20 protein-coding genes and 2 tRNA genes are annotated in these 14,885 nt (G+C 28.5%); 11 read left to right on the forward strand and 11 right to left on the reverse strand.

Annotated features, from left to right (window positions below; genetic code table 11):
- The 4 genes from FMM56_RS06195 to FMM56_RS06210 all read left to right on the forward strand — a co-directional run.
- The coding region (locus FMM56_RS06195) for a flagellin (RefSeq protein ID WP_263312616.1) at nt 1–212 on the forward strand (212 nt) is incomplete at its 5' end.
- A gap of 135 nt (nt 213–347) precedes the next feature.
- Nucleotides 348–1,925, forward strand: coding sequence for an ABC-F family ATP-binding cassette domain-containing protein (locus FMM56_RS06200; RefSeq protein WP_150151844.1), 1,578 nt, complete (start codon nt 348–350; stop codon nt 1,923–1,925).
- Complete coding sequence (locus FMM56_RS06205) at nt 1,915–2,250, forward strand: hypothetical protein (protein ID WP_150141389.1); 336 nt, start codon at nt 1,915–1,917, stop codon at nt 2,248–2,250. Before FMM56_RS06200 ends, FMM56_RS06205 begins: the two co-directional genes overlap by 11 nt.
- 51 nt (nt 2,251–2,301) lie before the next feature.
- The gene (locus FMM56_RS06210) at nt 2,302–2,658 is read left to right on the forward strand and encodes a hypothetical protein (RefSeq protein WP_150141391.1); all 357 of its coding nucleotides are present in this window, start codon (nt 2,302–2,304) and stop codon (nt 2,656–2,658) included.
- Nucleotides 2,659–2,771: 113 nt separating this feature from the next.
- Here the strand turns inward: FMM56_RS06210 and FMM56_RS06215 are convergent.
- A tRNA-Met gene (locus tag FMM56_RS06215) sits at nt 2,772–2,847 on the reverse strand.
- 9 nt (nt 2,848–2,856) lie between these two features.
- Nucleotides 2,857–2,930, reverse strand: a tRNA-Gln gene (locus FMM56_RS06220).
- 97 nt (nt 2,931–3,027) lie between these two features.
- Here FMM56_RS06220 and FMM56_RS06225 point away from each other — a divergent pair.
- A complete protein-coding gene (locus FMM56_RS06225) occupies nt 3,028–4,047 on the forward strand; it encodes a bifunctional 3,4-dihydroxy-2-butanone 4-phosphate synthase/GTP cyclohydrolase II (protein WP_150141392.1) in 1,020 nt (339 codons plus the stop codon).
- An 11-nt stretch (nt 4,048–4,058) separates the two neighbouring features.
- A complete protein-coding gene (locus FMM56_RS06230) occupies nt 4,059–4,502 on the forward strand; it encodes a GatB/YqeY domain-containing protein (RefSeq protein ID WP_150141394.1) in 444 nt (147 codons plus the stop codon).
- Nucleotides 4,503–5,006: 504 nt separating this feature from the next.
- Here the strand turns inward: FMM56_RS06230 and uvrB are convergent.
- The gene (gene uvrB / locus FMM56_RS06240) at nt 5,007–6,980 is read right to left on the reverse strand and encodes an excinuclease ABC subunit UvrB (RefSeq protein WP_150208092.1); all 1,974 of its coding nucleotides are present in this window, start codon (nt 6,978–6,980) and stop codon (nt 5,007–5,009) included.
- Between the two features lie 157 nt (nt 6,981–7,137).
- Between uvrB and FMM56_RS06245 the strand changes: the two genes are divergently transcribed.
- Genes FMM56_RS06245 through ispG form a run of 5 tightly spaced genes read left to right on the forward strand, consistent with a single transcriptional unit; the run spans nt 7,138 to nt 11,009 of the window.
- The gene (locus FMM56_RS06245; RefSeq protein ID WP_150141398.1) at nt 7,138–7,368 is read left to right on the forward strand and encodes a hypothetical protein; all 231 of its coding nucleotides are present in this window, start codon (nt 7,138–7,140) and stop codon (nt 7,366–7,368) included.
- Complete coding sequence (locus tag FMM56_RS06250; RefSeq protein WP_150141399.1) at nt 7,358–7,606, forward strand: hypothetical protein; 249 nt, start codon at nt 7,358–7,360, stop codon at nt 7,604–7,606. Before FMM56_RS06245 ends, FMM56_RS06250 begins: the two co-directional genes overlap by 11 nt.
- Nucleotides 7,603–8,076 carry a prepilin-type N-terminal cleavage/methylation domain-containing protein gene (locus tag FMM56_RS06255; protein WP_150208094.1) on the forward strand — a complete coding sequence of 158 codons (474 nt, stop codon included), beginning with the start codon at nt 7,603–7,605 and terminating at the stop codon, nt 8,074–8,076. Before FMM56_RS06250 ends, FMM56_RS06255 begins: the two co-directional genes overlap by 4 nt.
- Nucleotides 8,077–8,085: 9 nt before the next feature.
- Nucleotides 8,086–9,933, forward strand: a complete 1,848-nt coding sequence (locus FMM56_RS06260; RefSeq protein ID WP_150208096.1) for a primosomal protein N' — start codon at nt 8,086–8,088, stop codon at nt 9,931–9,933.
- 11 nt (nt 9,934–9,944) lie between these two features.
- Complete coding sequence (gene ispG, locus FMM56_RS06265) at nt 9,945–11,009, forward strand: flavodoxin-dependent (E)-4-hydroxy-3-methylbut-2-enyl-diphosphate synthase (RefSeq protein WP_150151850.1); 1,065 nt, start codon at nt 9,945–9,947, stop codon at nt 11,007–11,009.
- An 84-nt stretch (nt 11,010–11,093) separates the two neighbouring features.
- Here the strand turns inward: ispG and FMM56_RS09005 are convergent, their stop codons facing one another.
- From FMM56_RS09005 to FMM56_RS06290, 8 genes are all read right to left on the reverse strand, one after another.
- The gene (locus tag FMM56_RS09005) at nt 11,094–11,573 is read right to left on the reverse strand and encodes a hypothetical protein (protein WP_190325376.1); all 480 of its coding nucleotides are present in this window, start codon (nt 11,571–11,573) and stop codon (nt 11,094–11,096) included.
- On the reverse strand, nt 11,521–11,748 hold the full coding sequence (locus tag FMM56_RS09010; protein ID WP_190325375.1) for a hypothetical protein: 228 nt from the start codon (nt 11,746–11,748) through the stop codon (nt 11,521–11,523). The genes FMM56_RS09005 and FMM56_RS09010 overlap by 53 nt, the downstream gene beginning before the upstream one ends.
- 181 nt (nt 11,749–11,929) lie before the next feature.
- Nucleotides 11,930–12,175, reverse strand: coding sequence for a hypothetical protein (locus tag FMM56_RS09015; RefSeq protein WP_150151853.1), 246 nt, complete (start codon nt 12,173–12,175; stop codon nt 11,930–11,932).
- A 30-nt stretch (nt 12,176–12,205) separates the two neighbouring features.
- Nucleotides 12,206–12,760: a hypothetical protein gene (locus FMM56_RS09020; RefSeq protein WP_150151856.1), complete on the reverse strand. Its 555-nt coding sequence runs from the start codon at nt 12,758–12,760 to the stop codon at nt 12,206–12,208.
- Nucleotides 12,761–13,149: 389 nt separating this feature from the next.
- Nucleotides 13,150–13,302: a hypothetical protein gene (locus FMM56_RS09025; protein ID WP_190325374.1), complete on the reverse strand. Its 153-nt coding sequence runs from the start codon at nt 13,300–13,302 to the stop codon at nt 13,150–13,152.
- 32 nt (nt 13,303–13,334) lie between these two features.
- Entirely contained in the window at nt 13,335–13,568 is a 234-nt protein-coding gene (locus FMM56_RS09030) for a hypothetical protein (protein ID WP_150151859.1), read from the reverse strand.
- A 300-nt stretch (nt 13,569–13,868) separates the two neighbouring features.
- Entirely contained in the window at nt 13,869–14,141 is a 273-nt protein-coding gene (locus FMM56_RS09035) for a hypothetical protein (RefSeq protein ID WP_223810451.1), read from the reverse strand.
- A 175-nt stretch (nt 14,142–14,316) separates the two neighbouring features.
- Nucleotides 14,317–14,514 carry a hypothetical protein gene (locus tag FMM56_RS06290; protein ID WP_150141341.1) on the reverse strand — a complete coding sequence of 66 codons (198 nt, stop codon included), beginning with the start codon at nt 14,512–14,514 and terminating at the stop codon, nt 14,317–14,319.
- Between the last annotated feature and the right edge of the window lie 371 nt (nt 14,515–14,885).

Genomic DNA, 14,885 nt, shown 5'->3' on the forward strand with positions numbered 1-14,885 from the left:
TAGGTTCTGTGCAAAATCAATTAACAGTAACTATAAATAACATAACAGTTACACAAGTTAATCTTCAATCAGCTGAATCTACCATTAGAGACGTTGACTTTGCAAGTGAGAGTGCAACCTTTTCAAAATATAGCATACTAGCACAATCAGGAACTTATGCTATGGCACAAGCAAATACAGTTCAACAAAATGTCTTACAGCTTTTGCAGTAAGTTAAAATTTGTGTTTATTGCTTGTCTAAACTTTCAAGCAAGGCAAGAAAATTTCTTGCCTTGTTAAATTTTATTTTCTTTTCATAAAAATTTTTTTGTTATAATCTTGTTAAAAATTTAAATAGGAACATTTTTATGGTAGAAGTAAAAAATCTCACTATGCGTTTTGCTAATCAACTTTTATTTGAAAATGTAAATTTAAAATTAAATGCTAATCAAAGATACGGACTTATAGGAGCAAACGGGGCTGGAAAAAGTACCTTTTTAAAAATTTTAGCCAAAGAACTTGAAGCAAGCAGTGGAGAGATTATTTTTGATGAGGGCGTGAAATTTGCAGTTTTAGGACAGGACCAATTTGCCTTTGAAAAATATACCATTAAAGATGCAGTGTTATGTGCTAATAAAAGGCTTTTTGATGCTTTAAAAGAAAAAGAAAGGCTTTATCAAAGTGAAAATTTTACAGATGAGATTAATGATAGATTAAGCGAACTTGAAATTATTTGTGCCGAAGAAGACCCAAATTATGATTGTGAGCTTCGTTGTGAAAAAATTTTAAGTGCCTTAAAATTAAATGACTTTAATGCCTTGATGAGCACCTTGCAAAATGCTGATAAATTTAAGGTTTTATTAGCACAAGTTTTATTTTTAAACGCAGATGTTCTTTTTTTGGATGAACCTACAAATAATCTTGACTTACAAAGCATAGCATGGCTTGAAAATGAACTTTTAAGGCATGAAGGAAGTATGGTAGTAATAAGTCATGATAGGCATTTTTTAAATAAGATTTGTACTAGAATTTTGGATGTGGATTTTAAGCAGATTAGGGATTTTGCTGGAAATTATGATGATTGGTATATGGCATCAACGCTTTTAGCAAAACAAGCTGAGTTAAAAAGGGATAAGAATTTAAAAGAAAGAGAAGAATTAGAAAATTTTATACGCCGTTTTAGTGCAAATGCATCAAAGGCAAAACAAGCAACAAGCAGGGCTAAAGCACTTGAAAAGCTTGAAATAGAAGAGATTAAAATTTCAAGTAGAAGAGACCCTAGTATAGTTTTTCGCCCTAAAAGAGAGATAGGAAACGAGGTTTTAGAACTTAAGGGCATTAGTAAGGCTTATAAGCAAAATTTATTTTCTAATTTAAATTTAAAGATAGAAAAAAAAGATAAAATTGCATTGATAGGTCCAAATGGAGTTGGAAAAAGTAGCTTAGCTAAGATAATAGCAGGTGTGCTTAATGCAGATAGTGGGAGTTTGCATTTAGGGGCTACCATAGAACTTGGATATTTTCCACAAGATACTAGTAATTTAATCTGTGAAGATTTGAAACTTCACGACTGGTTAATGAGTGAAAAATTCAAGGATATAGACATAATTCGAAAATGTTTAGGTAGAATGTTATTTAGTGGCTTAGAACAAGAAAAATTTGCAAGTTCTTTAAGTGGGGGTGAAAAGCATCGTTTAATGCTTTCAAAACTCATGCTTGAAAGCCCAAATTTTTTACTTTTGGATGAACCTGATAATCATCTTGATTTAGAAAGCATTATAGCCTTAGGCGAGGCTTTATATAATTTCTCAGGTGTGGTGCTTTGTATCAGTCATGATAGAGAGCTGGTTAATGCCTTTGCAAATAGAATTTGGCATTTGCAAGATGGCGTTTTAAGCGATTTTCGCGGAACTTATCAAGAATTTTTAGGAGAAAATAATGGCTAAATTTAAAATTCAATATAGTGCAGGCTTTGGGCACTACACACAAAATCATAAGGGTTTTGGTCCTACTATATACATAGAAGAAACCGTTGAATTTGACAATGGCAAGGACTATTTTGATTATATGGATTTTTATAATGCTCATTCTAAGCCTGATGATACTTACTTTCATATCTCATTTTTAGAAGATAGACCATTAAGCGATAAAGAAATTGCAACTCGCAATACTTATCGTAAAGTGCGTGATGAAAACTGCAAAAAGGCCAAGGAAGAATTTATTAAAAATAACGACCTTGACAATGAACATTACTCAACTCACGGAGATTAATGGCATAGTTTTTGCTTATACAAACTTGCATATATTTTGAAAGGAGAAATTATGCAAGTAGGTTATAAGACAGTTACGTCGTATGAATATGACGTGCTGAGTGGGCAATATCAATATGTTGAAACCCAGGTGCCTAACGCCTCGGCTTCTAGTGAATTTTTAGATATGCTTTCTATAGCAGAGATGGGACAAGATGAATCTAATGGCACAGCCTTAGGTTCTTTAACTCAGGATTTTAGTGAAAGTTCACAAAGTTCCCAACAAGGTTTTTTTAATACTGCTAGTACTTATGCACAAAATTCTAGCACTTATGCTTATCGCTTTTCGCAAAATGCAAGTGTAGAAAGTGTTAGTAAAATTGACCAAGAAAATTCTGGCATACTTGGCGATTTGTTAAAAGCTATCTAAAAATAATCTTACTCCCCTATAAAGTAGGGGATTTCTTTTTATAAAAATTTCATTTTTGTTATTTGGTATTGTTTTAAAATTTGGAAAATAAAATTAAGAAATATTTAAAAAATTGGTTGCGAAGGCAGGATTTGAACCTGCGACCTTCGGGTTATGAGCCCGACGAGCTAACCACTGCTCTACTTCGCGTTAATAAAATGGATGAGGTAAAGGGATTCGAACCCCTGATCATAGGACCAAAACCTATTGCCTTACCGCTTGGCTATACCTCAGTAATAAAGTTGGAATTATAATTAAAATTAATTGATTTGTCAAGCAAAATCAGCTATAATTTGCCATAAATTATAAGCATAAAGAAGGCATAAAACAATGAAATTTGTAAGCGTAGAACAAGCTATAAAAGATTTACAAGATGGAAAAATGCTTGTTATGGTTGATGCAGAAGATAGAGAAAACGAAGGGGATTTGATTTTTGCGGCTCAGTATAGTACAAAAGAAAAGATAAATTTTACTATAAAAGAGGCCAGAGGCGTACTTTGCGTTGCCTTGCATGAAAATTTAGCAAAACACTTTGATTTGCCATTAATGGTTAATAAAAATACTTCAAACCACGAAACAGCTTTTACAATAACGGTTGATTCAAAAGATGCCACAACGGGCGTTAGTGCCTATGAAAGAGATATGACCATTAAAATTTTTACAGATGAAAATGCTAGTTCAAGTGATTTTGTAAGACCAGGGCATATTAATCCTTTAATAGCTAAAAAAGGAGGGGTTTTAGAACGAACTGGTCATACAGAAGGCGGGGTTGATTTATGTAATTTAGCAGGACTTAAACAAGCTTGTGTAATTTGTGAGATTGTTAAAGATGATGGAGATATGGCAAGGAGAATTGACTTAGAAAATTTTTGTCAAAAACATAATCTTAATATGATAGCAGTTAGCGATATAATAGAATATCGTTTAAAAAATGAAAGTCTTATAAAGCTTGTTGAACAAACTCCTAGTATACTTGCTGGTTTTAGGGCAGAAAAATTTAGCTTTAAGGACCATAATGGCATAACTCACATAGCTTTTTGCTTTGGTGAAATCAAAAAGGAAGAAAATGTGAAATTTCACATTAGTGGTAGCGATTTTGAGCTTTTAACATCTGATAAATTTTCTAATCTTTTAAAGCAAATAGAGTTTTTATCGAAGAATGGTGGTATTATTATTTTTATGCAGGGTGAAAAATCAAATGCGACACATTTTAAAAATTATGGCATAGGTGCTCAAATTTTAAGATATTTTAATATAGAAGAGATTAAACTTTTATCTAAACATTGCGATAAAGATTTTATTGCTTTGAAAGGTTTTGGGCTTGATATTAAAACTTGTTCTATGAGTTGAAAGGATTAACAATGGATGTTAAAGAGCGAATTATAAGTGATATGCAAGAAGCGATTAAACAAAAAGATAGCTTTAAACACGATACCTTAAAAAGATTAAATACAGTTTTTGAACAAGTAGAAGTTGGCGAACAAGTAGAACTTAATAATGAGCGAGTTTATAAGATTATCACAAGTGAGATTAAAAAGCGAAAAGATGCAATGGCTGAACATAAACAAGCACAAAAGCAAGATTTAGCACAAAAGGATGCAAAGGAGATTGCACTTTTTGAAAATTATCTACCAAGACAATTAAGCGATGAAGAGCTTGAAAAGGCATTAAAAAAATTGCTTGTTGAATTTAGCTTTTTTTCTATGAAAGAACACAATAAGGCATTAAAAGAGGCAAAGGCTTTATTTGGAGCTAGTGCTGATGTAAAAAGAGTTAGCGAGATGATAAGAAAGCTTTTAAGCTAAAAGCAAGGAAATTTAAATGCAAAGTAAAAATCAAAATTCTACTAAAAAAGATAGCAAAGAATATTTAGAAGAAAGAGAAGCTGTTAAAAAAAACTATGGCTAAAATGAAGGAAGAATTAAAAGATCCTGAAATTAGGGCTGTGTTTCAAAGATTAAAAGACAAATGAGATATATTGAACTCAATGAAGTTATTAGTGATATCGGTGGTTGAAGTGGACATAATAAACAAATAGGACTTTTAGAAAGTGCTTTAGAACACGTAAAAAATGATGATTATTATTCTAGCTTAACAGATAAGATTACACATTTGATGTTTCATGTATTCAATTTCACCCTTTTTTAGATGGCAATATAGAGAACGGCTATTTATTTAGGAATGCATTTTTTAGATTTATATGATAAATATAATAAAAATTTTGCTATACAAATGGAAGTTATTGTAGTAAAAGTAGCTTAAAATTTAATCTCAAAAGATGAGTTAAATAAAATTTGCAATAAAAAATATTATAAATTTTTTAACTTATTTATCTCATCCCTTATACTTGCTGCCTTTTCAAATTCAAGTATTTTTGCAGCTTCAAGCATTTGTTTTCTAAGTCCTTTGATTAATTTTGCCCTTTCACTTGCTGGCATTTTTTCTAATTTTTTGCCCTTTCTGTAAAGTTCGGCACTATCAACTTCATTTTTTAAACTATCTTCTAAATTCCTTTTAACCGAGATTGGCGTTATGTTATGCTTTTTATTATAAGCTTGTTGTAATTTTCTTCTTTCATTTGTTATATCGATTGCTTCTTGCATGGACTTTGTGATTTTTTTAGCAAAGAGTAAAACCTTGCCATTTATGTTTCTAGCAGCCCTTCCCATAGTTTGTATAAGGCTTGTAGTACTTCTTAAAAAGCCTTCTTTGTCAGCATCCATTATAGCAATTAAGCTAACTTCTGGTAAATCAAGCCCCTCTCTTAATAAATTTATACCTATTAACATATCAAAATTACCAAGCCTAAGTCCCCTAATTATCTCATTTCTTTCAATAGCATCAATATCAGAATGCATATATTTTACCTTAATGCCAAGTTCTATATAATATCTACTTAATTCTTCTGCTAGTTTTTTGGTTAAAACAGTGACTAATACCCTTTCATTTCTACTTATAACCTCTTTTGCTATATCGTATAAAATTTCTACTTGATTGTCGCTATCTTTTAATTCAATAACAGGGTCAAGCAAACCCGTAGGACGCATGATTTGGTGAAAAACATTTTTTTTACTAAGTTCTAATTCAAGTTGTGCTGGAGTAGCTGAAACAAAAAGAAATTTGCAATTTTTATTAATAAATTCATCAAACATTAAGGGGCGATTATCAAGGGCTGATGGCAAACGAAAACCATAGTCAACTAAGGTTTGCTTTCTACTTCTATCCCCTGCAAACATGCCACGAAATTGAGGCAAGGATACATGGCTTTCATCTACTATTACTAAAAAATCCTTATTTTTAATTTGAAAATAATCAAAAAGAGAATAAGGCGTTTCACCACTTTTAAGCCCAGTTAAATGCAAGGCATAATTTTCAATACCCTTACACATTCCCGTACTTTCAAGCATTTCAATATCAAATTCCACCCTTTGTTTTAGTCTTTGAAATTCCACTAATTTATTTTCGCTTTCAAAATAAGCAAGTCTTTCTTGTAATTCCTTTTTAATGCCTTTAATAGCTTCTTTTAAACGATTTTCACCGACGCTAAATTGACTAGTTGGATAAAGTATAAATTTCTTTAATTCATTACCTTTTTTATTTTCAAAGATATTAAAATGATACATTTTTTCTAATTCATCTCCAAAAAATTCAAACCTTACTACTTCATCTTCAAAATAAGCAGGGTAAATATCGATTATATCGCCATTTACGCGAAAATCTGCCCTATCAAAAAAGTTATCATTTCTTTTATAACCCATATCAACAAGCTTTTTTAAAAGTTCTTTTTGAGTGATATTCATACCTTCTTCAAAAATCAAAACTAGTCCCTCATATTCGCTAGGATTGCCAAGTCCATAATTTGCTGAAACACTTGCCACACAAATTACATCATCATAACTTAAAAGCGAAGCTGTAGCACTTAATCTTAATCTTTCAAGGTCTTCATTTACTGAACTATCCTTTTCTATAAACATATCAGTGCGTGGAATATAGGCTTCTGGTTGGTAATAATCATAATAGCTTATAAAATATTCAACCTTATTTTGTTTAAAAAAGCCCTTAAATTCGCTATAAAGTTGAGCACAAAGGCTTTTATTATGACTCATTATCAAAGTAGGCATATTTAATTCTTTTATAACATTTGCCATGGTAAAGGTCTTGCCCGAACCTGTAACGCCTAGTAAGGTTTGATATTTATTACCTTTTTTTATGCTTTTTATTATATTTTTAATGGCTTGTTTTTGGTCAAAACTTGGTTTAAAATCACTTATTAAGTTAAACATTCCCTTGCTTTCTTTGATAAATTTTACAAATTTAAAAAAGGAAATTGTAAAAAAAAATACTTTAATTAAAATTAATTTCTAATAAAAAGTAAAAGTTAGTTATTTTCTGGTATAATTGCTAAATATCGATTAAACTACATAATGAAGGCAAACAAATATGTATGATGAAAAGATTATCAACACAATGGCAAATAAGGTAAATGAACTTCTAAATAAATATAATGAAGTTTGTGAGTTAAATGAGAATTTAAGAAATGAACTTGTAAGCGTAAAGGCACAAAATGAGGCTAAAAGCAATCAGATTATGCGTTTAGAAGAAGAGTTAAAGAGTAAAAATATCGAGAGTGAAGATATTGTTAAGAAAATAGAGGCAGTTCTTGGCAAATGATAATTTAAGACAAGTTGTTATCAATGTTTCAGCAAGGGATTTTATCGTTCGTTGTAGTGAGGAATTTGCAAACCTTTTAGAAGATGATATCGCTTTGCTTTCTAGTGGGACTAAGAAAATAGAATTAAAACGTTTTGTTGATGCCTTTGTAAAAAAAAGCTATGAAAATTATGTTTTAGAAAGAGAGATTAAAAAACTTATTAAATCTATCAACGAAGAACTTCCCGATAAAAAATGAATTCAAAAGCGTTTAGCTTGTTAGAATTAGTCATTGTTATCATTATAATAGGTATTTTAGTAAGCTTTGCCTTTCCATTGTTAAACAAAAATAAAGAAGATGCTTCTATTTTAAAGGCAAAAATAGACTATGAGCTTTTAAATTCAGCCCTTGCATTAATGAGACACGAGGCAAATTTAAAAAATTTAAATTATAATGGCATACTTGATAGCGCGGCTACAAATTTAGAGGGTGAAAAATTATTTTATTGTGATAGTAATGAAATTTCAAATTGCAATAACGGCTTAAATTGTTGTTTTTTTTCCTTGCTACAAAACCCTATTTATTCAAGTAAAAAAGCTTGGATTAAATTAAATTCTACCCAGTATCGTTATTTTATAAATCAAAAATCATATATTGATTTTTCATATAATGCAAATACTGGTCTTTTAGAATGCTTAAATTCAATGCTTTGCAAAGAATTTTTATAAGGATAAGTGTTGCGATATTACGAACTTTGCATTAAGGGGCTTTATTTAGATAATTTATGCTATGAAAGTGAAGAAATAATAGAACCTTTGCAAGAGGTCATGGTAAATATATCTCGTATTAACAAGCCTTGCATGGCAGTTGTTATAAAAGAATGTGAAAAACCAAATTTTAAAACTAAAAATATACTTGAAATTTTACCTACAAAGCTTACAAAAATGCAGTTTAAACTAGCCACTTTTATAACTTATTATTATGCAAATAAACTTTCTTTTGTTTTAAAATTCTTTGAAGGTAGCGTTAATTACGAGTGTGAAAAATTAGAATTTAAAAAAAGTCCTATTTTAAGTCAAAAGCAAGAAAAGGCCTTAAATTTTATAAAAGAAAATAATACAAGCTTACTTTTTGCTGATACAGGTAGTGGAAAGACTGAAATTTACATATCTTTAATAAAGCAATACTTAGAAAAAGGACAGCAAATTTTGCTTTTAATGCCAGAAATTTCACTAACTCCTCAAATGCAAAAAAGACTTAGCCTTTATTTTGATGATAATTTTTGTATATGGCATTCTAAGATTACAAAGAAAAAAAAGAGTGAATATCTAGCTAAATTTACAAGTGGACAAAGTTGCTTAGTAGCAGGGGCAAGGTCCGCCCTTTTTTTACCCTTTACAAATTTAGGGCTTATAATAATCGATGAAGAACACGATAATTCTTATAAATCAAACCAACTGCCATTTTTTAACGCAAGAGATTTAGCCATTTTTATAGGACAAAAATTAAATATAAAGGTTGTTTTGGGTTCAGCCACTCCAAGCCTTACTACCTTTTATAAACAAAAAAATTTTAGATTAAAGGGTACCTTTTTTGAAAGTAAGAAAGAATTTTTATACGATGAAAGCAATCTAGCCATAACTCCATTTTTGCTTAATGAATTAAAAGATTGTTTAAAACGCAAAAAACAAGCTATTATTTTTTTACCAGCAAGGGCGAATTTCAGGCAAATTATGTGTAAGACTTGTGGAGAAACTATAAAATGTCCATTTTGTAGCATTTCTTTAAGTTTGCATAAAAGGGATAAGGTTTTAAAATGCCATTATTGTGGTTTTATGAAGTCTATTGATAGTACTTGTCCAAGTTGTAGGGGTATTATGCTTGAAGGACAAAAGATTGGTACGGCTGAACTTTGTGAGCGTTTAGAAAAAGAACTAAGTGAGTTTAGTCCAAAGATTGTTAAATTTGATAGCGATGAGATAACTAGCGTTAAAAAACTTGATACAATTTTAAAGGATTTTAACGATGAAAAAATCGATTTTTTAGTGGGTACATCTATGCTTGCAAAGGGGCATGATTATCATAATGTTGATTTAAGCGTGATTTTAGGACTTGATGAGCATTTATTTAGATCAAATTTTAAGGCAAGTGAAGAATGCTTAGCCCTTGCCATGCAAGTAGCAGGTAGGGCGGGTAGAAAGGGCTTTGCAAGGGTAATACTCCAAACTAAGCATAAGGATTTTTTTCAAAAATACATTGATGATTATGATAGCTTTTTAAAGGATGAATTAGAAAATAGAAAAGACCTTTATCCACCATTTACTAGGCTTTTAAGGATTATTATAGAAGATAAGGATAAAAATCAAGGCTTTAAATTATGTGAAAAATTAGGGCTTGAATTTAAACAAATGAAGTCCTTGCAGCTTGTTGGATATGGGGCTTGTGGTATTGAGTTAATGCAGGATAAATTTAGATTTTATGTGTTATTAAGAAGCAATAAATATACTTCATTAATCAAAGCACAAATTTATGCGTTAGGGTTTAATAATGTAAAAACAGATATGGACCCTATCGATTTTTATTAAAAAGGTTTAAAATGAGATATAAAACAAAACAAATAAAGGTTGGTAATGTTTTAATAGGAGGGGATGCTCCAATTAGCGTTCAATCCATGCTTTTTACAAAAACTAGGGATATAGATGGGTGTTTAGAACAACTAAATCGCTTATATTTTGCAGGGGCAAACATAGTAAGACTTGCTTGTCTTGACTTAGTAGATGCAAGGGCATTAAAGCAGATTAAGGAAAAATCGCCCCTACCTTTAATAGTAGATATCCATTTTAATCATAATTTAGCTGTATTTTGTGCTGAATTTATAGACGGAGTTAGAATAAATCCTGGAAATATAGGCTCAAAAGAAAATATAAAAGCAGTGGTTAATGCTTGTAAGCAAAGGCAAATTCCTATAAGAATAGGCATAAATCATGGTTCTATAGAAAAGCAATTTTGCGATAAATTTGGCTATGGCGTTGATGCCATGCTTGAGAGTGCAAAATACAATATAGCCTTGCTTGAAGATCTTGATTTTACCGATATTAAAATTTCTATGAAAACTTCTGATACGCAAAAAACTATACAAGCTTATGAGAGATTGCGTCCACTTTGTGATTATCCATTTCATCTTGGAGTTACAGAAGCTGGTACTAAATTTCATAGTACAATAAAAAGTGCAATAGCCCTTGGAACCTTACTTTTAAAGGGCATTGGTGATACTATGAGAGTTTCAATGACAGGGGAGCTTGAAGAAGAAATTCGCGTAGCAAAGGCTATTTTGCAAGATAGTGGAGTGCAAAAAAGTGGAGTAAATATCATATCTTGCCCCACTTGTGGCCGTATACAAAGTGATTTAATATCGGCTATTAAAATAGTAGAAGAAAAAACTAAACACATAAAAGAACCTTTAAATATTAGCGTTATGGGTTGTGTTGTAAATGCTTTAGGCGAGGCAAAGGGTGCTGACGTGGCCATTGCTTTTGGCAAGAATCAGGGTCTAGTTATAAGACATGGAGAAGTTGTAGCAAAATTAAAGGAAAATTTACTTGTAGATAGATTTTTACAAGAGGTTGAAGATGAGGTAAAAAGTAGGCAGAATAAGGATTAAAATTTATTTGAAAATTAAAATACTCATCAAGATTTTTTATAAATAAATTTTTATGTTTTACTAAAATTTTATTAAAACATAAAATTATTTATTTTTTTTATATTTTTCTATTTTAACAGGAAGTCTTGATGGTATATTTCTACTATCTTGTGAATTTATAATAATTTCGTTTAAATCTGGATTTTTTAGTTTATTAAAAATGTATTTTGCCCCTATTTTACTTATGTATTTTATTTTTTTACCATTAATATTTTCACTAATATAACTTATATGATTATCAAACAATGGTGTCAATTTGGTTCCCCAATCTGTCATTATAATGTTTATATAGCAAGGTGCTAGACGAGTGTTATCTCGTGTACATACAAATTCTTTAAGTATAACTATCCATTTTAAAATTCCATAGTTTTCATCAAATGTTTGTATTCTTGCATTAAATTTACTTCCATTACCTAATTTATTATCTATACCATCTAAATAATGGTAGATAAGTGGAGCAAGTTTGCAAAGTTTATCTTTTGGAAGTGGTTTTTTTAAAACCATTTTTGTAAGGACATATTGCATAAGAATTTTTCCATTTTAAACCATTTTCTTTTAACATAGGTGCAGTTACAAATGGTTTTATATATTCTAATTCAATTTCTTTGCTGGTGTCTGCTTTTACCCTAGCACCAAATTTATCATAAGGATAAAAAATACCTATTTGATCATTTTTTAATTTTTTAAATTCAAGTCTCATAAAATATGGTACACTTACTCCTTTTCTAAATTGATATTCGCATTTTCCAATTCAACTTTGTAAATATTGTGCTCGTTCTAAACTATCTGTTATTAAAAAATTATTATTTAATTCAATATTTAGTTTAATAGCAAATTTGTTACATGTATTAAAGTTATTTTTTACTATTTTCCATTCATCATTACGAGTTATATAAATTTTTATTTGCATTTTTGATATAGCTTATAACAGGTAAAATATCCTTATTTTTAAGAGATTTTTTTGAGATTTTATATGCACAAAAATCAAGTCCAACTCCTTCAAAAATTTCTCCAGTATTGCTATAACTAAAATCAATAATTTCATTAAAATATAATCGTTTGTTTTTATTTATTTGTAAATTTCTAAAACCTTCAAAGGATTTATTAAATAAAATTGATTTTGGCATTAAAAAACAAAAAGCACCTTGATTACTAAGTCATCTTTCACAGCATTTATTAGCAATTAACGCACAAATATTTAAATTGTTTCCACCGACATTTTTATCACTAGAAAACAATCCATCCATTCGCATATTTGCCTTTATATTATTTCTATAAATTTCAGGTAATACTGACCATTGCACCCATGCTGGATTACTTATAATATAATCAAATTTTGTATAGCTTGCCATTCTAAAATAATTTGAGAATATTTTAAGCCATATAGAATTTAATTTTTTTGTTTCAAATTGAATAAGATTTATAATATTTTCTTTAATTGTATTTTTTAATTTCTTATTTGTTTTAATAGGTTCGTAACACTTTTCAAATACTTTTAAAGCACCCTTATCATCAAGTTTTATAATATATTTTTCAATTTCATTTATAATATCAATAAATTTTGACATTAAAACTAGTTTTTTAGGTAGAGTTATTTTTATTAAATTTGGTACATAAAGACTATCAGCTAAATAAACAGGAATTTCATATTTATCATTTAGATTAGAATTACATTTTTTAAGTCCCGAAATTAATACATTTGCTTTTGCCATTAATACAGCGATAGGATTTATATCTACTCCAACAATATCTTTTCATATTCTTTAAAATCTATTTTATTTTTTAAATTTTTGTGTTTATAGTTAAAGAATACAGATAAAAATGTACCACTTTCACAATTTGGATCTATAAAACTTTTCTTTTGTATTTCTTTATCTCCATTTGTAGTTGACAATAATGTACGTTTTGCTAACCAATATGGTGTGTAATATTCACCAAAACTATGGCGAACTACTTTTGGTATAAAATTAAATAAAGTTCTTTAAACATATCAAGCATTACAGTATTTTTAGATATGTATATATTTTTATAAGAACAAATTTTAGAGATTATTTTTTTGCATAATATTTTTTAATTTACTAGTAAATTTTTCTTTGACATATCATGAAAAAAAATCATTATCTGTTAAATTTACAATGCCTATTTTATTAAAATATTTGCCTTGTTCTACTTGTGAAAAAAATTCTTGTGTTTGCTTTAGATTATTTGTTTTATAAAGATTATCTAAATTAAGTTTTTGTATTAATTTTGGCATATCGTTTATTATACGAACTAATAATAGTTTAATTATAATGCTAAGTGTAGTACATAAAGCAAAAATACACTATCTTGTTCTATAAGCTCATCAAAAATTTGGCTAAATATTTCACGTCTATCGATAATATCTTGATGCTGTCCACTATCATTTTCAGCCAATTGAAAAAGTTTTTCCCATTTATTATAAATTAACATTGTACGTGGATTTAGTTTGGTTTCATCTTTTAAATTTGTAAAAAGATATTTAGCTAAATTTATTACCATGTCATTATCTAAAATTTGGTTTTTAACAGCATCTACTATGCCAAAATCTCTTTTTAAATTTGTAGGAGATATAGATACAATGTCTGATTGAAAAATAGTTTTGATTAAAATATCTAAGTTTTTAGTGGTTAATATTCCACTATTTTTAGTATCATATATTAATTTTCATTTTTGATATATATGCTCCATCAAATAAAAAACCATACATTTTAAAACCATTAAATTTTTGGTTCTTTTAGATAATTTTGTATTTGGTTTTGTTCTGTTGATATGTCAGGTTTTTTGATTTAAGTTTTTTGCTTAATAAATTATATTTTTATATTCTATTATCGTGTTACCATATTGAAAGTCAGTTCTGCCACTTATATTTTTATTTTCATGATTAAATAATTCATAACCATTTGCTATAAATTTCAAATCCCTTAAAAGTTTATTTAATTCATTTTCAAAAATACTTCCCAAATCAGTTTCGCTACCATTTTGATTAAGTGGAGAGTTATTAGAACATAATTTTATTAAAAAATCATCATAAATATTTTTTTGTGATTTGTTTAAATTACAAAAGTTATACACAATTTTATTCTTGTTGAAAATTATTATAAAATATTAAACTTAAAAAATTTATATAAAAGTTTATATTTATATTTTTTTAATTATAATGATATTTAAAAATATTTAATAAAAGTAATATAAAAATGAGATTTTAGAAAAATTAAGAGAAACTATGCAATAGGTTTTTTTAAGTTTTTTACATACTATTTACAAGATTATAATATTCACAAGTTTTATCTTGTGGAAAATCTGCTTGTATGGTTTGTTCTTGTAAATATGTATCGTACTCATCAAAGACATAAGAAAATAATACTCTAAAATAATTGGCCCATATATTTTGTCTGTATGGTTCTAATTTAATCAGCATAGAAGAACATTCCTTTTTAGTTTGCAAATCACCCCTATATTTTGGATATTTTTTATTTAATTTAGTGGCATATTCATAGTTTAAAACTATGTATTTTTCATTAGGATATTTTTCTTTAATGTAGTTTGAATTTCCTTTAAGGCTATTTTATCTACTTCATCTTTGGGCTCAAATTCCTTTTTAGTACAAGCTACCAATAATAAAGCAAAAAAAAATAACTAAATTTAAAATTTTCACTTAGCTTTAAACTGACTTTCTTTGTTGGTATGATAAATAATATAATCTACAACTATGTCTTTTTCTTCAAGCTTACATATTTGGTCTAAATTTTCTTTCATTATCATTACAAATTTTACTAAATCCTAGGTTTTAAGATTACAAATATTATATTCGTTTAA

The organism is Campylobacter sp. LR264d (assembly GCF_008633895.1).
Lineage (GTDB): Bacteria > Campylobacterota > Campylobacteria > Campylobacterales > Campylobacteraceae > Campylobacter_D.

What these genes read in the sequence shown, in the direction of transcription:
- FMM56_RS06200 (WP_150151844.1), top strand. Translation starts at nt 348, where the DNA reads ATGGTAGAAGTAAAAAATCTCACTATGCGTTTTGCTAATCAACTTTTA.
- FMM56_RS06210 (WP_150141391.1), top strand. Translation starts at nt 2,302, where the DNA reads ATGCAAGTAGGTTATAAGACAGTTACGTCGTATGAATATGACGTGCTG.
- FMM56_RS06225 (WP_150141392.1), top strand. Translation starts at nt 3,028, where the DNA reads ATGAAATTTGTAAGCGTAGAACAAGCTATAAAAGATTTACAAGATGGA.
- FMM56_RS06230 (WP_150141394.1), top strand. Translation starts at nt 4,059, where the DNA reads ATGGATGTTAAAGAGCGAATTATAAGTGATATGCAAGAAGCGATTAAA.
- uvrB (WP_150208092.1), bottom strand. Translation starts at nt 6,980, where the DNA reads ATGTTTAACTTAATAAGTGATTTTAAACCAAGTTTTGACCAAAAACAA.
- FMM56_RS06245 (WP_150141398.1), top strand. Translation starts at nt 7,138, where the DNA reads ATGTATGATGAAAAGATTATCAACACAATGGCAAATAAGGTAAATGAA.
- FMM56_RS06255 (WP_150208094.1), top strand. Translation starts at nt 7,603, where the DNA reads ATGAATTCAAAAGCGTTTAGCTTGTTAGAATTAGTCATTGTTATCATT.
- ispG (WP_150151850.1), top strand. Translation starts at nt 9,945, where the DNA reads ATGAGATATAAAACAAAACAAATAAAGGTTGGTAATGTTTTAATAGGA.
- FMM56_RS09005 (WP_190325376.1), bottom strand. Translation starts at nt 11,573, where the DNA reads ATGCAATATGTCCTTACAAAAATGGTTTTAAAAAAACCACTTCCAAAA.
- FMM56_RS09010 (WP_190325375.1), bottom strand. Translation starts at nt 11,748, where the DNA reads ATGAGACTTGAATTTAAAAAATTAAAAAATGATCAAATAGGTATTTTT.
- FMM56_RS09015 (WP_150151853.1), bottom strand. Translation starts at nt 12,175, where the DNA reads ATGCCAAAATCAATTTTATTTAATAAATCCTTTGAAGGTTTTAGAAAT.
- FMM56_RS09020 (WP_150151856.1), bottom strand. Translation starts at nt 12,760, where the DNA reads ATGGCAAAAGCAAATGTATTAATTTCGGGACTTAAAAAATGTAATTCT.
- FMM56_RS09025 (WP_190325374.1), bottom strand. Translation starts at nt 13,302, where the DNA reads ATGCCAAAATTAATACAAAAACTTAATTTAGATAATCTTTATAAAACA.
- FMM56_RS09030 (WP_150151859.1), bottom strand. Translation starts at nt 13,568, where the DNA reads ATGGTAATAAATTTAGCTAAATATCTTTTTACAAATTTAAAAGATGAA.